This is a genomic window from Streptomyces sp. NPDC026500, assembly GCF_055567635.1.
In genome coordinates this window covers 379,302-395,192 of sequence record NZ_JBVHQB010000003.1, presented here as the reverse complement: position 1 = coordinate 395,192, position 15,891 = coordinate 379,302, and the positions used below count along the sequence as shown (strand labels likewise).

At 70.5% G+C, this 15,891-nt stretch carries 8 protein-coding genes, 1 tRNA gene and 6 pseudogenes; 9 read left to right on the top strand and 6 right to left on the bottom strand.

Annotated features, from left to right (window positions below):
• The first annotated feature begins 41 nt into the window (after window positions 1-41).
• From ACZ4N5_RS07560 to ACZ4N5_RS07550, 3 genes and pseudogenes are all read left to right on the top strand, one after another.
• Complete coding sequence (locus ACZ4N5_RS07560) at window positions 42-2,891, top strand: DEAD/DEAH box helicase (RefSeq protein ID WP_467756315.1); 2,850 nt, start codon at window positions 42-44, stop codon at window positions 2,889-2,891.
• On the top strand, window positions 2,888-4,159 hold the full coding sequence (locus tag ACZ4N5_RS07555) for an SWIM zinc finger family protein (protein ID WP_467756162.1): 1,272 nt from the start codon (window positions 2,888-2,890) through the stop codon (window positions 4,157-4,159). The genes ACZ4N5_RS07560 and ACZ4N5_RS07555 overlap by 4 nt, the downstream gene beginning before the upstream one ends.
• Before the next feature lie 249 nt (window positions 4,160-4,408).
• Window positions 4,409-4,957: pseudogene (locus ACZ4N5_RS07550) on the top strand (hypothetical protein); the annotation flags it as partial.
• Window positions 4,958-5,105: 148 nt separating this feature from the next.
• Here the strand turns inward: ACZ4N5_RS07550 and ACZ4N5_RS07545 are convergent.
• The 3 genes and pseudogenes from ACZ4N5_RS07545 to ACZ4N5_RS07535 form a co-directional block, all read right to left on the bottom strand.
• The gene (locus ACZ4N5_RS07545; protein ID WP_467756161.1) at window positions 5,106-5,642 is read right to left on the bottom strand and encodes an SMI1/KNR4 family protein; all 537 of its coding nucleotides are present in this window, start codon (window positions 5,640-5,642) and stop codon (window positions 5,106-5,108) included.
• Window positions 5,643-5,671: 29 nt separating this feature from the next.
• Window positions 5,672-6,702, bottom strand: a pseudogene (locus ACZ4N5_RS07540) (RHS repeat-associated core domain-containing protein); the annotation flags it as partial.
• A gap of 125 nt (window positions 6,703-6,827) precedes the next feature.
• Window positions 6,828-6,912, bottom strand: a tRNA-Leu gene (locus ACZ4N5_RS07535).
• 142 nt (window positions 6,913-7,054) lie between these two features.
• On the opposite strand from ACZ4N5_RS07535, the gene ACZ4N5_RS07530 reads away from it, so the two are divergent.
• Window positions 7,055-8,386, top strand: a complete 1,332-nt coding sequence (locus ACZ4N5_RS07530; protein WP_467756160.1) for a DUF2254 domain-containing protein — start codon at window positions 7,055-7,057, stop codon at window positions 8,384-8,386.
• A gap of 148 nt (window positions 8,387-8,534) precedes the next feature.
• Here ACZ4N5_RS07530 and ACZ4N5_RS07525 read toward each other — a convergent pair whose 3' ends face one another.
• From ACZ4N5_RS07525 to sucC, 3 genes are all read right to left on the bottom strand, one after another.
• A complete protein-coding gene (locus tag ACZ4N5_RS07525; RefSeq protein ID WP_467756159.1) occupies window positions 8,535-10,118 on the bottom strand; it encodes an aldehyde dehydrogenase family protein in 1,584 nt (527 codons plus the stop codon).
• Window positions 10,119-10,261: 143 nt separating this feature from the next.
• Window positions 10,262-11,203 (bottom strand): succinate--CoA ligase subunit alpha, encoded by a 942-nt coding sequence (gene sucD, locus ACZ4N5_RS07520; protein WP_467756158.1) that lies wholly within the window; start codon window positions 11,201-11,203, stop codon window positions 10,262-10,264.
• Window positions 11,204-11,214: 11 nt separating this feature from the next.
• Entirely contained in the window at window positions 11,215-12,345 is a 1,131-nt protein-coding gene (gene sucC / locus ACZ4N5_RS07515; protein WP_467756157.1) for an ADP-forming succinate--CoA ligase subunit beta, read from the bottom strand.
• 166 nt (window positions 12,346-12,511) lie between these two features.
• Here sucC and frc point away from each other — a divergent pair, with 166 nt between their 5' ends.
• From frc to ACZ4N5_RS07490, 5 genes and pseudogenes are all read left to right on the top strand, one after another.
• Window positions 12,512-13,744, top strand: coding sequence for a formyl-CoA transferase (gene frc / locus ACZ4N5_RS07510; RefSeq protein ID WP_467756156.1), 1,233 nt, complete (start codon window positions 12,512-12,514; stop codon window positions 13,742-13,744).
• 1 nt (window position 13,745) lies between these two features.
• Window positions 13,746-13,961, top strand: a pseudogene (locus ACZ4N5_RS07505) (acetate--CoA ligase family protein); the annotation flags it as partial.
• Window positions 13,941-14,030: pseudogene (locus tag ACZ4N5_RS07500) on the top strand (hypothetical protein); the annotation flags it as partial. The pseudogenes ACZ4N5_RS07505 and ACZ4N5_RS07500, both read left to right, overlap by 21 nt.
• A 202-nt stretch (window positions 14,031-14,232) precedes the next feature.
• Window positions 14,233-15,383: pseudogene (locus ACZ4N5_RS07495) on the top strand (RNA-guided endonuclease InsQ/TnpB family protein).
• A gap of 122 nt (window positions 15,384-15,505) precedes the next feature.
• Window positions 15,506-15,760: pseudogene (locus ACZ4N5_RS07490) on the top strand (acetate--CoA ligase family protein); the annotation flags it as partial.
• Between the last annotated feature and the right edge of the window lie 131 nt (window positions 15,761-15,891).

Here is a 15,891-nt window from a genome sequence, read left to right as displayed (position 1 = left end):
CCTGGGCGAGCGAACACCTCGCCGCGGGCGGTTGGGCTGCGGTGTTCGTGCCGGCCGAGTCGGGGCGGCCGGCCCGACTCGGCCGCCTGGTGCACTATCGGCCCTCCGCCGACGCCCGCCGCGTGCCCGCCTCGGCCGCCGTACCCGAGACGGTGGAGCGGGTCCGCCTTGAGCTGGTCCTGCCGCACGGCGCCGGGGTGCGCACCCGCGACGTCGAGGGGCTGGCGCTCGGCCCCGGCGACGCGCTCGCCCTCCTGCTCGACCTGCCCGACCTGCCCGACCTGCCCGAGGACGCCGTTCATCCGTCGCTCGCCGCGTGGGCGGCCGTCGCCCGCCGCGCCCTTCAGCTGCTGGGCGAGGGGCGACTGTATCCGGCGCTGACCTCCGACACGCACACCACCTGGCGTTTCGGGCCACCCGGCGCACGGGGCAAGCGGGACCTGGACGCGCTGGCCGCCGCTCTGCCCCCGTACGCCCACAATCTCCCCGCGCCACCGGCGGACGACAGGGCCGTACGGATCGCCGAACCGGCAGCCCTCGTATGGGAGTTCTGCGACGCGCTCGCGGACACCCTGCCGCGCACCCCGGCTGCAGGCTGGGCCGTGCCCGGCAACCCGTACGCCGACCGCACAACCGCCCTGCACCCGCGCCTGGCCCCATGGGCGGCCGAGGCCGCGGCCGAGCGGGCCGCGCAGGTCAGCGTGGAGCTGCGGGTCGAGCCCCCGGCCGGACGGCGCCGCGTCTTCCAGGCGGTGCTGCAGCTGCGGACCGCGGCCGACCCGTCCCTGGTCCTGGACGCCACCGAGCTGTGGGCCGACCCGCACCGCGCGCAGCGTCTGCTCGGCCCGCACGCCGAGGCCGAGGCGCTGCTGGCGCTGCGCCGTGCCGCACGCGCCTGGCAGCCCCTGACCCGTCTGCTCGCCGAAGCCGCGCCCAGCGCGCTGAGGCTCGACGACGAGGAGGCCATGGAGCTGCTGGGGGACGCCACCGACGCGCTGCGTACGGCGGGCGTCCGCGTGCACTGGCCGCGCGAGCTCGTCAAGTCCCTCGACCTGCGGGCGGAGATCGGGGCGGCCACCGCGCCCGGCACGACCGTGGACACCCTGCTGGGCAGAGACGCCCTGCTCGACTTCTCCTGGCAGGTCGCGCTCGGCGGCGAGCAGCTCACCGAGGCCGAACTCGACCTGCTCGCCGAGGCCCGCCGCCCGCTGGTCAAGCTGCGCGACCAGTGGGTGGTCGCCGACCCGAAGCTGGTGGCCCGCCTCAAGCGACAGCGCAGCCGCGAACTCGCCCCACTGGAGGCACTCCAGGCGGCGCTGACCGGGGAGGTGGAATGGGACGGCGAGCGCGTCGCGGTGGAGACGGCTGGCGCCTTCGGCGAGCTGGTCGACCGGCTGCGGGCCGGCGAGGGCCGCGCCCCCGTCCGCGTACCGGAGGGACTGACGGCCACCCTGCGCGACTACCAGAAGCGCGGGCTGGCCTGGCTGGCGGACATGACCCGCCTGACGCTCGGCGGGATCCTCGCCGACGACATGGGCCTCGGCAAGACCGTCACCCTGCTCGCCCTCCACCTGCACCGCCAGGAGCAGCCCGACACCGCGGGCCCCGCCCTCGTGGCCTGCCCGGCCTCGCTGCTCGGCAACTGGCAGCGCGAGGCGGCCCGCTTCGCCCCCGCCCTCCCGGTGCGCCGCTACCACGGCGGCGAGCGCACCCTCGACCACCTCGCCGGAGACGAACTCGTCCTGGTCACCTACGGAGTGCTGCGCCGGGACCGGGAGCGGCTGGCCGCCGTCAAGTGGTCGCTGGTCGCCGCCGACGAAGCCCAGCACGTCAAGAACCCGTACGCCGCCACCGCCCGCGAGCTGCGCGCCCTGCCCGCCCGTGCCCGCGTCGCGCTCACCGGCACCCCGGTGGAGAACAACCTCTCGGAGCTGTGGGCGCTGCTCGACTGGACCACTCCCGGTCTGCTCGGCCCGCTGTCCGCCTTCCGCGACCGCTTCGCGAAGGCCATCGAGCGCGGCGCGCTGGGCGCGGACGGCGACGAGGAGACCACCGAACAGGCCAGGCGGGCCGCTGAACAGCTCACCCGGCTCACCCGCCCGTTCCTGCTGCGCCGCCGCAAGTCCGATCCCGGCATCGCCCCCGAGCTGCCGGCCAAGACGGAGACCGACCACCCGGTCACCCTCACGCGCGAGCAGGCCGCCCTGTACGAGGCGCAGGTCCGCGAGACCATGGCTCTCATCGAGAAGGCGGACGGCATCGCCCGCCGCGGCCTGGTGCTCAAACTTCTCACCGCGCTCAAGCAGATCTGCAACCACCCCGCCCACTATCTGCGCGAGACGGGCCCTCTGCCCAGCCGCTCGGGCAAGCTGGACCTCCTCGACGAACTGCTCGACACGGTGGTCGCCGAGGACGAGGGCGCCCTGGTCTTCACCCAGTACACGCAGATGGGCCGGCTCCTGGAGCGGCACTTCACGGAACGCGGCATCCGCGCTCGCTACCTGCACGGCGCCACCCCCGTCCCCCGGCGCGAGGAGATGGTCGCCGCCTTCCAGCAGGGCGAGTTCCCCGTCTTCCTGCTCTCCCTGAAGGCCGCGGGCACCGGCCTCAACCTCACCCGCGCCACCCATGTCATCCACTACGACCGGTGGTGGAACCCCGCCGTCGAGGACCAGGCCACCGACCGCGCCTACCGCATCGGCCAGGACCGCCCCGTCCAGGTCCACCGGCTCACCACGCAGGGCACCGTCGAGGACAAGGTCGCCCGCCTGCTCGGCGCCAAGCGCGCCCTCGCGGACCAGATCATCGCCTCCGGCGAGGCCGCCCTGACCGAACTGACCGACGCCGACCTCGCCGAACTCGTCGCACTGTCCAACGGAGCCGACGCATGACCCCCTCCCGCAAGGCACCCCGCACCGGCAATCGCGCCTTCGCAGCCACCTGGTGGGGCCGGGCCTGGGTGGACGCCCTTGAGGCCTCCACCCTCGACGCCGGCCGTCTCTCCCGCGGCCGTACCTACGCGCGCAAGGGCATGGTCGGCCCGGTCACCGCCACCCCCGGAATGCTGCGCGCCGAGGTCGAGGGCAGCGCCCCCTGGCCGTACGACGCCGCGGTACGCCTGCGCGTCCTCACCGACGCCCAGTGGGACGCCCTCCTCGACGCCATCGCCGCCCAGGCCGGCCGCACCGCGGCCCTCCTCGACGGCGAGATGCCCGCCGACCTCGCCGACGACGCCCGCGCCGCCGGAATCCCCCTGCTGCCCGAGCCGGCCGAACTCGACCCGGAGTGCTCCTGCCCCGACTGGGGCTACCCCTGCAAGCACGCCGCCGCCCTGTGCTACGCCACCGCCGCCCATCTCGACGACGACCCCTTCTGGCTCCTCACCCTCCGCGGCCGTACCAAGGACGCCGTCCTCACCGCGCTGCGCACCCGGCGCCAGGCCCGCACGGGCGCCGCGCCCGAAACCGGCGACGCGCCCCGCGGCCGGAGCGTGCCCGCCCGCGACGCGTTCGCCTCCTTCAGCGGCGTCTTCACCGCACCAGCTCCCGAGCCGGCCGAAAACGCACCCGGCGAACCAGAGACAGCCCCCTCGCGCCTCACCACCGCGCCCCCGCCCGGCGTCCCCTTCACCCTCGACGACCTCGAAGCGCTCACCCGCGACACCACTCAGCGCGCCCGCCACCTCGCCGCCGGACACACCGCCTCTCTCACCTGCACACCGCTGGAGGACGCCGTACGCCTCGCCGCGAGCGGCATCGGCGAGGAGTGGTTCCACCAGCTCGTACGCGCCGCCGGTCTGCCTCCGCTCGACTTCGCCCTCCTGGTCCGCGCCCTGCGCCACGGCGGAAGCGCCGGCGTCGCCGTCGCCCGCGCACCCTTCATCCCCGATCCCGCCGCCATGGCCGCGGCCCGCACCGCCCTCGCCGACCCCGACAACGCGGACAGCACGGATGACACCGCCCGCACCGTACGGCTGCGCGCCTGGCGCAACCGCCTCACCGACGACGACGAAGGCATCCAGATCCGCCTCGGCCCCGACAACCGATGGCATCCCTACACCCGCGAAGGCCGCACCGCCGCATGGTGGCCCTGCGCCCCGGCCACAGCCGACCCCGTCGCCGCTCTCGTCGCGGCCCGCACCGCCGCCGCACCTCGCTGACCTACAACGCCCTGATCGGCGCAGGCGATCTGACGGTGTGCTTGCCGAATATCTCGTCCGCCCTGGTGGGAGCGGGTGTGCCCGGTTTGCCTATGTCGACCTCGGTTGCTCGAGTCGGCGCTCTCGCGCAGCTGGAGGTCGCCGCGGCATGATGATCAACCGTGCTGCTTCGAATGGCTCTGCGCCTGCCGAGAACGTCATCCGTGCGGGCCAGGGCGCTTGTGTGACGGTGCGGCAGGATGATCGCTCGTGTTACTTCGTCTCGCGTACTTGGCTGTCACCAACGCTTTCGCTGCCGTGCGGCTGCTGCCGATGAGCGACCGGGACAAGGATGCGGAGATTCTCGTTCTGCGCCACCAAGTCATGGTCCCCGAGCGGCAACTCGGTGCGAACAAGGTGAAGTTCGGCCCGATGGACCGCGTTTTCCTCGCCGCTCTGCTGGCGCCGCTGCCTCGGGAGGTCTTGCGCCGACTGCGACTGTTGGTCCAGCCGGACACCGTGCTGCGATGGCACCGCGACCTGATCAAGCGGCGCCATGCCCGCTCCTGCCGGCCCAAGCGGCCCTGGCGGCCGCCCACCGTCCGCTCGATCCGCATCCTGATCCTGGTCCGGGAGAACCCATCGTGGGGCTACCGCAGAGTGCACAGGGAACTTGCCACTCTCGGCATCAAAGTTGCCGCTTCCACCGTCTGGGAGATCCTCAAAGCCGAGGGGATCGACCCCGCGTCCGATCGTGGCGCCACCAGATGGGCCGACTTCCTTCATTCTCAGGCTGACGCTGCCCTTGCCGAAAACCTCATCCGGGCTGGTGGGAGGCGGTGTGCAGAGTGCGCGGGATCTTGATGGTGGTTCCTCGAATCTGTGCTCTGGCGTGGCTGTCCACCGGCAGTCGGACCGCGAGCGACCCAGCGTGCAGGTGAACAGGCACGTACGTGGCCGGAGCTCGTCACATCTCCCGCGCAGGGCGGAATTCATGCGCGGGCAGCGGAAACCGGTCCCACAGAATCTCCGACCGGATCTCACCGGTGAGCACTGCGGTGAGGAACTGGGTCACGGTCATGTCGTAGCGCTCCCAGTCCTCTCCCGACTCGCTGTTGATCAAGGTAGGCCGAGAGTCGAGGTTGTCGGCCGCCTGGACGAGCCAGTACAGGTACTCGCCGTTGTCCGTGGTCGCCCAGCAGATCAGGCGGTTGCCCCCGGATTCCATTTCCGCCGGCCTGTCCTCGAACTGCCACAGGGAATCGTTCGCTTCTTCGCGTTCGGCGCTGATCTTGACCAGGTCGTAGACGTCATTGGGACAGCCTGGCTCCAGCAGGAGCAGGTACTCGTCCAGGAGTCCGCCGCCGTAGGCTTCGACGAGCTCCCGGTAGTCCGTGGGGAGCGCTGTGCGCAGCTCGGCTTCGACGACCTCCCAGTCCCAGGAGCGCTCCAGCGCCGCGGGCCCGCGCAGGAGCTCGGCGAGCTGACTCAGTTCCGGACTCATTCGGCTTTCCCCTTCTCGTTGCCTTCTGCTCAGCGCTTGCGGTTCCAGATCGTGAATACGTTGGTTCCGCCCCCGGTGCTTCCGTGCGGGTACATCTGGAATCCCTTGTTGCCATGGGCCTCAATGGTCACCCCAAGGGGAATCTTGGCATGCTCGTCCGCGTAGATCGGTTTCACGCTGTACTGGATCGTTTCGCCGGTGTCACGGACGGCGTTGCGCACCTGCAGCTCGATCTGGCGCATGACAGGTGAGTTGGCGTAACTGTGCATGGTCACGAAATTCCGAGCGTCCTTGTCGGAGCCGCCGATCATCGCTGCGAGCAGGTGCGCCCGGTTGTATCCCTTACCGGCTTCCCATCCGGCCGGGTCCACCAGGGCTTTGGTCTTTCCGCCGAGCATGTCCCGGACGATCGTGGCATACATGCTCGTGGCACGGTCGTGGGGACCGAGCGCGCCGTACTGGACTCGTCCTCCCCAGGTGACGTCGGCCTCGTCGCAGGGCGCGAGACCCAGGGGGTCGCACAGGGTATGCGGGTTGTCGACGTAGGCGACGGGGTTCGGGGCGGAGTCGAGGCCGAGAGGGTCCAGGGTGAGGAAACGGGCGGTTTCCGGGTCGTAGTAGCGGAAGTAGTTGTGGTGCAGGCCTGTTTCGGGGTCGTAGTACGGCCAGGGAAACGCAATGGCGTGTACGCGGCGGCATCCCGGTTCCAGGTGGTGGCGCCCCACAGCGTGGCACGGGTGCGCCAGGCTGTGTTGCCGTCCTCATCGAGGAGTTCGGTAGGGGTGCCGATCTGGTCGGTGACGATGGCGAAGAACCGCTGGTCGATGACCTCCTGCGGGGCTGAGGCCGGCGATCTGGTCTCCGTCTGTGCGAGCGGTGCCAGCCCGTCGTGATCCCAGGTGAGCGTGATGAGCTCGGTCGCCCCGACGACGTGGGTGATCTGCTCCGTAAGGGTGCTGCCGTCCCAGGTGAAACGGGTTTCCTCGGCCACGGTTCCATCAGCTGTGAGGCGCTGCTTGGCTGTGCGGCGGCCGAGTGGGTCGTACACATAGCGCCACCGCGCGTGGAAGGAGAGCCCGCTCCCCGAAGCTCTCGGGATCACGATCGGTCACGAATACGCAGATGAGGGCCGCGACCATTTGGTCGAGGCCCTCATCTGCGTATCGCTACAGCGAGTGTTAAGAGTGTCCGAGGGGGGACTTGAACCCCCACGCCCGATAAAGGGCACTAGCACCTCAAGCTAGCGCGTCTGCCATTCCGCCACCCGGACCAGGTGTCTGCCGCCTGGCCGAGGGTGTTCCCCGCGGCGACATGGACAACAATACCAAGGTTTCGGAGTGCCTTTCACCTGCATATCCGGGCCTCCGGAGCGGGTCCGCGGGGCGGCGTGGGGGTGCGCTTACAGTCGCACCATGGGTGACTGGATGACTACCGGGGGTTTGCGGGAAGGGCGGCGGCCGAGGGCGCTGTCGCCGTTGCGGGAGCATCTGCGGGACACGTTCTGGTTCGCGCCCACGGCGGCCATGGTGCTGGTCTTCGTGGTGTGGGCGGCGGCGAACGCGCTCGACACCGCGATCGTCGAATCGCTGCAGAAGGCACACGACTACGACACCCTCGACGATCTGCTGCGTCTGGCCGACGACGCGAAGGCCGTGGTGACCGTGGTCAGCTCGGCGATGATGACCTTCATCGGTGTGGTCTTCAGCATCTCGCTGGTCGCCGTCCAGATGGCGAGCGGGCAGTTCAGTCCGCGGGTGGTGCGGATCTTCGTACGGAGCCGGATCACCAAGGCCACGTTCGCCGTCTTCCTCGCGACCTTCCTGCTGTCGCTGCTGGTGCTCACCTCGTACGAGGGGCAGGCCGAAGCGCGGAACGTGACCTCGGTCCCCCTGGTCCAGTCGGTTCTGACGCTCCTGATGCTGGGGCTCAGCCTCCTGCTCTTCGTGCTGTACGTGAACCAGACCCTGCGTCTCATGCGCATCAGCCATGTCATCGACCGCATCACCCGCGAGGCGTTCAAGGTCGTCGCGCGCATGCCCGTGGCCCGCTCGTCCGGCGAGGAGAACGCGCTCGGGCCCGAGACCGCCCAGGTCGTCCACCATGGGCGGGCCGGGGTCCTGCGGGACGTGAACATCGCCCGGCTGGTGAAGGCCGCCCGGCAGCAGGATGTCGTCCTGCGGCTGATCCCGCGAATGGGGGACTTCGTCGTACCGGGCACCCCTCTGCTCGCCGTGCACGGAGGTCCCGCCCCCGCGGGGCGGTCGCTGAGCTACACCGTCTCCGTCGGGGTGGAGCGCACCTTCCACCAGGACTTCGCCTTCGGGCTGCGCCAGCTCTCCGACATCGGGCTGCGGGCGCTGTCGGCCGCGGTGAACGACCCGACCACGGCCGTGCAGGCGATCGACCGCATCGTGCAGTTCCTGGCCGCCGTCGCCGGCCGGCCCCTCGACGCGGCGCTCCATCGCGACCGGCGCGGGAACGTCCGGCTCGTGCAGCCCGTACCGGGCTGGACGGAGCTGGTCGATCTCGGGTTCGCCGAGATCCGGGGGTGCGCGGTGGGCAGTCCGCAGGTCACCCGGCGCATCATCGCCGGGCTCGACGATCTGGCCGCCATCGCTCCCGCCGACCGGCGTGAGCCACTGCACCGGCATCGCGCGCTGCTCGTCGAGGCCGTCGAGCGCACCGTCCCCGAGGCATCGGACCGCGCCTTCGCACTGCGGCCGGACCGGCAGGGAATCGGGTAGCCGACGCGACGCCACTGGCCGACGCGACACCCTGGCCGACGCGATACCCCGCCCGGCAGGCGGCGCCCGATCACTGACGGACGCCGCCCACTCTCACCTCACGAAGCTCACCGGGATCACCGGGATCACCGGGATCACCCAGCCAGGCTCACGGCATCAAGTGATAGTCCGGGAAGTTCCCCGGCAACCGCTCCCCCGCCAGGCCCTGGGTCACCGCGCGTACCAGCAGTTCTCCGCCCACGAACGCGCCGCGCCACGACGCGCCGAAGCCGCCGAAGAGTTCGTCGCGGTCGCCCCGGGAGCGGGGCTTTCCGTGGCCGACCTTGAACGCGCGGATCTGCGGGGCCAGTCGGGTGTACGTCGCTTCGTCGTCGGTGGACAGGGTGGCGACCAGTGCGCCGTTCGACGCGTTCATCGCGGCGAGCAGTTCGGCCTCGGTGTCGACCAGGACGATGGTGTCGACCGGGCCGAAGGGTTCCGCGTGGTGCAGCGGTGAGGAGGGGGGCGGGTTGAGGAGCGTGACGGGCTGGACGTACGCCGCCGTGTCCTGGCCGGGCAGGAAGCGGCTGTCGGACAGCCTGCCGCGGTGCAGCGGGACGGCGCCCCGGTCGATGGCCTCGGCGACCTGGTCGTGCAGTTCCTTGGCCTTGGCCGCGTTGATGACCGGGCCGAAGTCCAGCGAGGGGTACGGGTCGTCGGGGTGCTCGACGGCGAGGGGGTGGCCGGTCCGCAGGGTGCGGACGGCGGGCAGGTACGCGGTGAGGAAGTCGTCGAACAGGGCGCGCTGGACGACGAAGCGCGGGTAGGCCGTGCAGCGCTGCTTGCCGTAGTCGAAGAGCTTGGGGACGACCGCCGTCAGCGCGTCCCAGTCGGTGTAGTTCCAGATGCCCCAGGTGTTGAGGCCCTCCTGTTCGAGGACATGCCGCTTGCCGAGGTCGGCGACGGCGGTGGCCACCGCGGCGCCGGTGTCCCGGCCGCCGACGAAGGAGACACAGCCGATCTCGGGCGCGCGCACGAGCGCCTCCGACAGTTCGCCCCCGCTGCCGCTGACGAGGGTGACGGGGATGCCTTCACGCACGGCGAGCGCGCAGGCCAGGGTGAGGCACGCGACGCCGCCGTCGGTCGGGGTCTTGGCGATGACGGCGTTGCCCGCCAGGGCCTGGACCAGCATCGCGTGGACGAGCACGCTCATGGGGTAGTTCCAGCTGGCGATGTTGGAGACGGGTCCGTCGAGCGGGGCCCGGCCCTCCACCATGGGCTCGATGCCGTCGACGTACCAGCGCACGCCGTCGATCGCCCGGTCCACGTCGGCCTGGGCCAGCCGCCAGGGCTTGCCGATCTCCCAGACCAGCAGGAGGGCGAGCAGTTCGCGGTGTTCGGTGAGGGCGTCGAGGGTCGCCGCCACGCGGGCCCGGCGTTCCGCCAGGGGCACATGGCGCCAGGCCCGGTGCTGGTCGAGCGAGGCGCGGACGGCCTGCCGGGCGGTGGCGCCGTCGAGCCGGGGCGGACCCGCGATGGGACCGGCGTCGACGGGGCTGGTGGCGGGCAGTGCCCGGCCGTCCGCCTGCCAGCCGGAGTTCCACAGGTTGAGGACCCGGTCGTCGCGGAACGCCTCGGGGGCGACGGCGAGGCACCGCCGCCAGGCGTCGGTCCAGGACGTCCCGGACTTGAGGACAAGGGGGGTGGGATCGAGGGAATCGCGTTCCCGAGGGTTGGTGTCGAGGGTTGTCATGCGTGTCTCCGCTCTCGGTGCACAGTCGGGGGCGGGGGGCCCGGCTTCTGCCGAACGGCAGGTCGTACGGGCCCGCGCGAACAGTCGTCGCGTACGTAAGGGGAACGTAGTGAGGTCGTACGGCTTCCGGCAGTCACCTCACGTCAACTATGAGTGACATCACTCCGGGTCGCCCGCTCCGCCAGCCGGGCCAGGACCAGCCGTGCCGTCTCGGTCGGGGTGCCGCCCACCTGCACCCCGGTCGCCTCCAGGGCCTTCTTCTTGGCCTGGGCGGTACCCGAGGAGCCGGAGACGATGGCGCCGGCGTGTCCCATGGTGCGGCCCTCGGGGGCGGTGAATCCGGCGACGTATCCGACGACCGGCTTGGTGATGTGATCGCGGATGTACGCGGCGGCCCGTTCCTCGGCGTCGCCGCCGATCTCCCCGATGAGAACGATCAGCTCGGTGTCGGGGTCGTCCTGGAAAGCCGCCAGGCAGTCGATGTGGGAGGTGCCGACGACGGGGTCCCCGCCGATGCCCACACAGGTCGAGAAGCCGACGTCCCGCAGTTCGTGCATGAGCTGGTAGGTGAGGGTGCCGGACTTGGAGACCAGGCCGATGCGTCCGGGCTTGGTGATGTCGGCGGGGATGATGCCCGCGTTGGACTGTCCGGGGGTGATGAGGCCGGGACAGTTGGGTCCGATGACGCGGGTGCCCCGTATGGCGGCATGCGCGCAGAAGGCGACGGAGTCGTGGACGGGGATGCCCTCGGTGATGACGACGGCGAGTCCGATCCCGGCGTCGACCGCCTCCAGCACGGCCGTACGGGCGAATGCGGGTGGCACGAACACGACGCTCACGTCCGCGCCGGTCGCCTCGATTCCCTCGCGCACCGACCCGAAGACGGGGACGCTTCCGGGGGCGCTTCCCAGGCCCTCCGGGTGCTGGGGGACGTCGAACGCGACGGTCCGGCCCGCCTTGCGCGGGTTGACGCCGCCGACGACGTTCGTGCCGGACGCGAGCATGCGACGGGTGTGTTTCATGCCCTCGGCGCCGGTCATGCCCTGGACGAGGACCTTGGAATCCTTGGCGAGAAAGATGGCCATGTCCCGCTCCTTCAGGTGGTGTTGGCCAGTCGGGCGGCGAGGCCCGCGGCGGCGTCCATGGTGGTGGCCTGCCGTACCAGGGGGTGCGCGCGGTCGCCGAGGACGGCGCGGCCCCGTGCCGCGTTGTTGCCGTCGAGCCGGACCACCAGCGGCTTGGTCGGCCGTACGGTGTCCAGGGCCCGCACGATCCCGTCGGCGACCGTGTCGCAGGCGGTGATCCCGCCGAAGACGTTGACGAGGACGGACCTGACGTCGGGGTCGGAGAGGACGACGGACAGGCCGTCGGACATGATCCGGGCGGAGGCTCCGCCGCCGATGTCGAGGAAGTTGGCCGGGCGGGCGCCGCAGCCGGCGACCACGTCGAGGGTCGACATGACGAGGCCGGCGCCGTTGCCGATCACGCCGACCTCGCCGTCCAGCTTCACGTAGTTGAGGCCCTTGGCCGCGGCCGCCGCCTCCAGCGAGTCGGTGTGCGGAGCCTCCTGCTCACCCCAACGCGCCTGGCGGAAGCGGGCGTTGTCGTCGAGGGTCACCTTGCCGTCGAGGGCCATGATCTGTCCCTGGGGGGTCCGGACGAGAGGGTTCACCTCGACGAGGAGGGCGTCCTCGCGCGTCAGTACCTGCCAGAGCCGCATCAGGATGTCGGCGCTCCGCGGGGGCAGTCCGGCCGCCCGTGCGATCTCGGCCGCCTTCGCCGAGGTGACGCCCTCCGCCGGATCCACGGGGACGCGCGCCACCGACTCCGGCCTGCTCGCGGCCACTTCCTCGATCTCCGTGCCGCCCTCGGCGGAGGCGATCGCGAGGAAGCGTCCGGCAGCCCGGTCGAGGACGTACGAAACGTAGAACTCGCTCTCGATGTCGACGGGTTGGGCCAGCATCACCGTGCGGACCGGGTGGCCCTTGATGTCCATGCCGAGGATCCGGCGTGCCGTCCGCTCGGCGGCGGTGGGGTCCTCGGCGAGCCGCACCCCGCCCGCCTTGCCGCGCCCGCCGGTTCTCACCTGGGCCTTGACGACGACCCGGCCGCCGAGCCCGCGGGCGATCGCGCGTGCCTCCCGGGGCGAGTCCGTGACCTCGGCGCGCGGCACCGGGATGCCGTGCTCCTCGAAGAGTTGCCGCGCCTGGTGCTCGTACAGGTCCACGATTCGGCTCCTGTCCTGAAAGTGGTGCACGACCCCTGGACATCACCCATCGGATGCGGGATAACAATCTTCATACAGTATTCGTCGACTGTATGCAATATGCCGAACCTGGCCCACCGCCGGCGGCATCGGGGCGGCTCAAGGCAACGGACAAGTGAGGTGACCTGTGACGACCAAGGCTCTCGAAGGCATCCGCGTCCTGGACATGACGCACGTTCAGTCCGGTCCCTCGGCGACCCAGTTGATGGCATGGCTCGGCGCCGACGTGGTCAAGCTGGAGGCGCCGTCCGGTGACATCACCCGCACCCAGCTGCGGGACATCCCGGACGCCGACTCCCTCTACTTCACCATGCTCAACAGCAACAAGCGCAGCATCACCCTCAACACCAAGACCGAGCGCGGCAAACAGCTCCTGACCGAGCTGATCCGCCGCTCCGACGTCATGGTGGAGAACTTCGGCCCCGGCGCGATCGACCGCATGGGCTTCACCTGGGACCGCGTCCGCGAGATCAACCCGCGGATCGTCTACGCGTCCATCAAGGGCTTCGGGGACGGCCCTTACACCGACTTCAAGGCGTACGAGGTGGTCGCGCAGGCCATGGGCGGCTCCATGGCCACCACCGGATTCGAGGACGGCCCGCCGATGGCCACCGGCGCCCAGATCGGTGACTCCGGCACCGGCGTCCACGCCGTCGCCGCCATCCTCGCCGCGCTCCTCCAGCGCACCCGCACCGGACGCGGTCAGCGCGTCAACGTCGCCATGCAGCACGCCGTCCTCAACCTCTGCCGGGTGAAGCTGCGCGACCAGCAGCGCCTCGCGCACGGGCCGCTGGCCGAATATCCCAACGAGGACTTCGGCGACGAGGTGCCCCGCTCCGGCAACGCCTCAGGCGGCGGCCAGCCCGGCTGGGCGGTCAAGTGCGCGCCCGGCGGCCCCAACGACTACGTCTACGTCATCGTCCAGCCCACCGGCTGGAAACCGATCACGCGGCTGATCGGCCGCCCCGAACTCGCCGACGACGCCGAGTGGGCCACCCCGCAGGCCCGGCTGCCCAAGCTCGCCAAGATGTTCCAACTCATCGAGGAATGGACCAGCACGCTGCCCAAATGGCAGGTGCTGGAGGAACTCAACGCCCAGAGCATCCCGTGCGGACCGATCCTGTCCACCAAGGAGATCATCGAGGACGCGTCGCTCGCCGCCAACGACATGGTCGTCGAGGTCGAACACCCCGAGCGCGGCTCGTACGTCACGGTCGGCAGTCCGCTCAAACTCTCCGACTCCCCCGTCGACATCACCGCGTCCCCGCTGCTCGGTGAGCACAACGAGGAGATCTACATCGGCGAACTCGGCCTCGGCGACGAAGAATTGGGGCTGCTCAAGTCGGGCGGGGTGATCTGAGATGGCGGGTCAGGACCGGGTGGCGAGGGTGCGGGCGCTGCTCGACGGCGTACGACGCGAGGGGCGCAGCGCACTGACGGCGCCCGAGGCCAAACCGGTCGCCGACGCCTACGGGATCGCCGTACCCGGCGAGGAGATCGCCCGTGACCAGGACGAGGCGGTGGCCCACGCGGAACGCTTCGGCGGCCCGGTGGTGATGAAGATCCCGCCGGACCTCGACACGCCCTTCAGGAAGTCCATCCCGCCCTTCTGGGCCGCGGGCAACCCGGTGGACATCACGGGTGGCGAGCCGCCGTCGACGTACGAGGCGACGATCCGGCTCGGCCCCACGAACCCCCGCATCGCGCCGCGTCGGATGCCGGTCGGCGAGGACGAAGGGTCGGTGCCTGGTGGCGAAGAGCGAGTGGGCGCGGGGCCGGAAGACACGGTGGCGACCTGTACAAATGTTCCCATAGGTAACGATAAATCGATTTTGTATCGTGACCGGTGTGCAGCTTCGGTACACCTTCCGCATCGAGCCGGGCCCCGGTCAGCGCATGGCGCTGGGCCGCGCGTTCGGGTGTGCCCGGGTGGTCTACAACGACGCGCTACGGGCCCGGGAGACAGCCCGCAGGCACGGCCTGCCGTTCCCGAAGACGGGGGACCTGTCGAAACTGCTCATCACCGACGCGAAGCACAAGCCCGAACGGGCCTGGCTGAGCGAGGTTTCTGCGGTAGTTCTCCAGCAGTCCCTGCGGGACCTGGACACCGCGTACAAGAACTTCTTCGACAGCCTGAAGGGCAAGCGTCCCCTCATGGGCGCACCCCGCTTCAAGTCCAGGCGGGACAACCGGCAGGCCGTCCGCTTCACCGCGAACGCCCGCCGGTCACTCACGCCGGGCGGAAAGCTGTGCCTGCCGAAGATCGGCGACGTCAAGGTCAAGTGGTCCCGCACCCTTCCCTCGACGCCCTCCACGGTGACCGTGGTCAAGGACGCGGCCGGCCGGTACTTCGCGTCATTCGTGGTGGAGACCGACGGCTCCGAGGTCCTGCCGGGGACCACCGGCGAGGTAGGCATCGACCTCGGCCTCACCCACTTCGCGGTCCTCTCCGACGGCCGGAAGATCGCCTCCCCGAAGTTCTTCCGCCGTGCGGAGAAGAAACTCCGCAAAGCGCAGCAGGACCTGAGCCGTAAGGCGAAGGGGAGCAGCAACCGCAACAAGGCCGTCGTGAAGGTCGCGCGGGCTCACGCCAAGGTCGCCGACGCGCGCAGGGATTTCCCCACAAACTGTCCACGACGGTCGTCCGCGAGAACCAAGCGGTACACGTCGAGGACCTCGCGGTGAAAGGCCTCGCCCGTACGAGCCTGGCCAAGTCCGTGCACGACGCCGGCTGGTCGACGTTCGTGACCATGCTGGAGTACAAGGCCACCCGCCATGGGCGCACCTTCACCCGCGTGGACCGGTTCTTCCCGTCCTCACAACTGTGCTCCGCCTGCGGCTTCAAGGACGGCCCCAAGCCCCTCGCGGTCCGGGAATGGACCTGCACTGGCTGCAGCACCATCCACGACCGCGATGTGAACGCCGCCCGCAACATCCGTACCGAAGGATCCAAGGTCGCCGCAGGACGTGTGGAGACCCAAAACGCCTGCGGAGGGTAAGTAAGACCCTCCGCGCGAGCGAAGGGCGTCACCCGATGAAACAGGAACCCGACTCAAGGCGAGCCGTCCCTGACGGACGCCAGGGAGGAAATCCCCCGCCTTCAGCCGGGGGAGGACGTCAATGGCACACCGTCGTGACCATTCCCCCGGTCTTCGCCGAGCTCACCGCGCGCGTGGTGGCCGAATTCCGCGAACGCGGCATCGAGAAGCCCGTGGTGGCGTCCCTCGCGGGCGACGTCGAGGTCGAGGAGGCCTGCCAGTACCTGTACGAGCGGGGGGTCGTGGCCTACCCGTACGCGACCGAGATGCCGGTGGCCGTCCTCGGCGCGAAGTACCGCTGGGCACGCGCGGCAGGACTGTTGGGGGGCCGTTCATGACATGAGTGTGCGGGGGGGGGGGGGCGGGGGGGGGGGGGCCCCCCCCGCGCCCCCGCGAGCCCCCCACGGGATATTAAGGGGGGGCGGGGCACAGAATTAAAAACCATGAGGGGGGGCTAGCAAATAAAAAA

Excerpts from the sequence above, each read along its gene's own strand:
- ACZ4N5_RS07545 (WP_467756161.1), bottom strand. The coding sequence starts at position 5,642 with ATGAGTCCGGAACTGAGTCAGCTCGCCGAGCTCCTGCGCGGGCCCGCG.
- ACZ4N5_RS07555 (WP_467756162.1), top strand. The coding sequence starts at position 2,888 with ATGACCCCCTCCCGCAAGGCACCCCGCACCGGCAATCGCGCCTTCGCA.
- sucD (WP_467756158.1), bottom strand. The coding sequence starts at position 11,203 with ATGGCCATCTTTCTCGCCAAGGATTCCAAGGTCCTCGTCCAGGGCATG.
- ACZ4N5_RS07525 (WP_467756159.1), bottom strand. The coding sequence starts at position 10,118 with ATGACAACCCTCGACACCAACCCTCGGGAACGCGATTCCCTCGATCCC.
- ACZ4N5_RS07530 (WP_467756160.1), top strand. The coding sequence starts at position 7,055 with ATGGGTGACTGGATGACTACCGGGGGTTTGCGGGAAGGGCGGCGGCCG.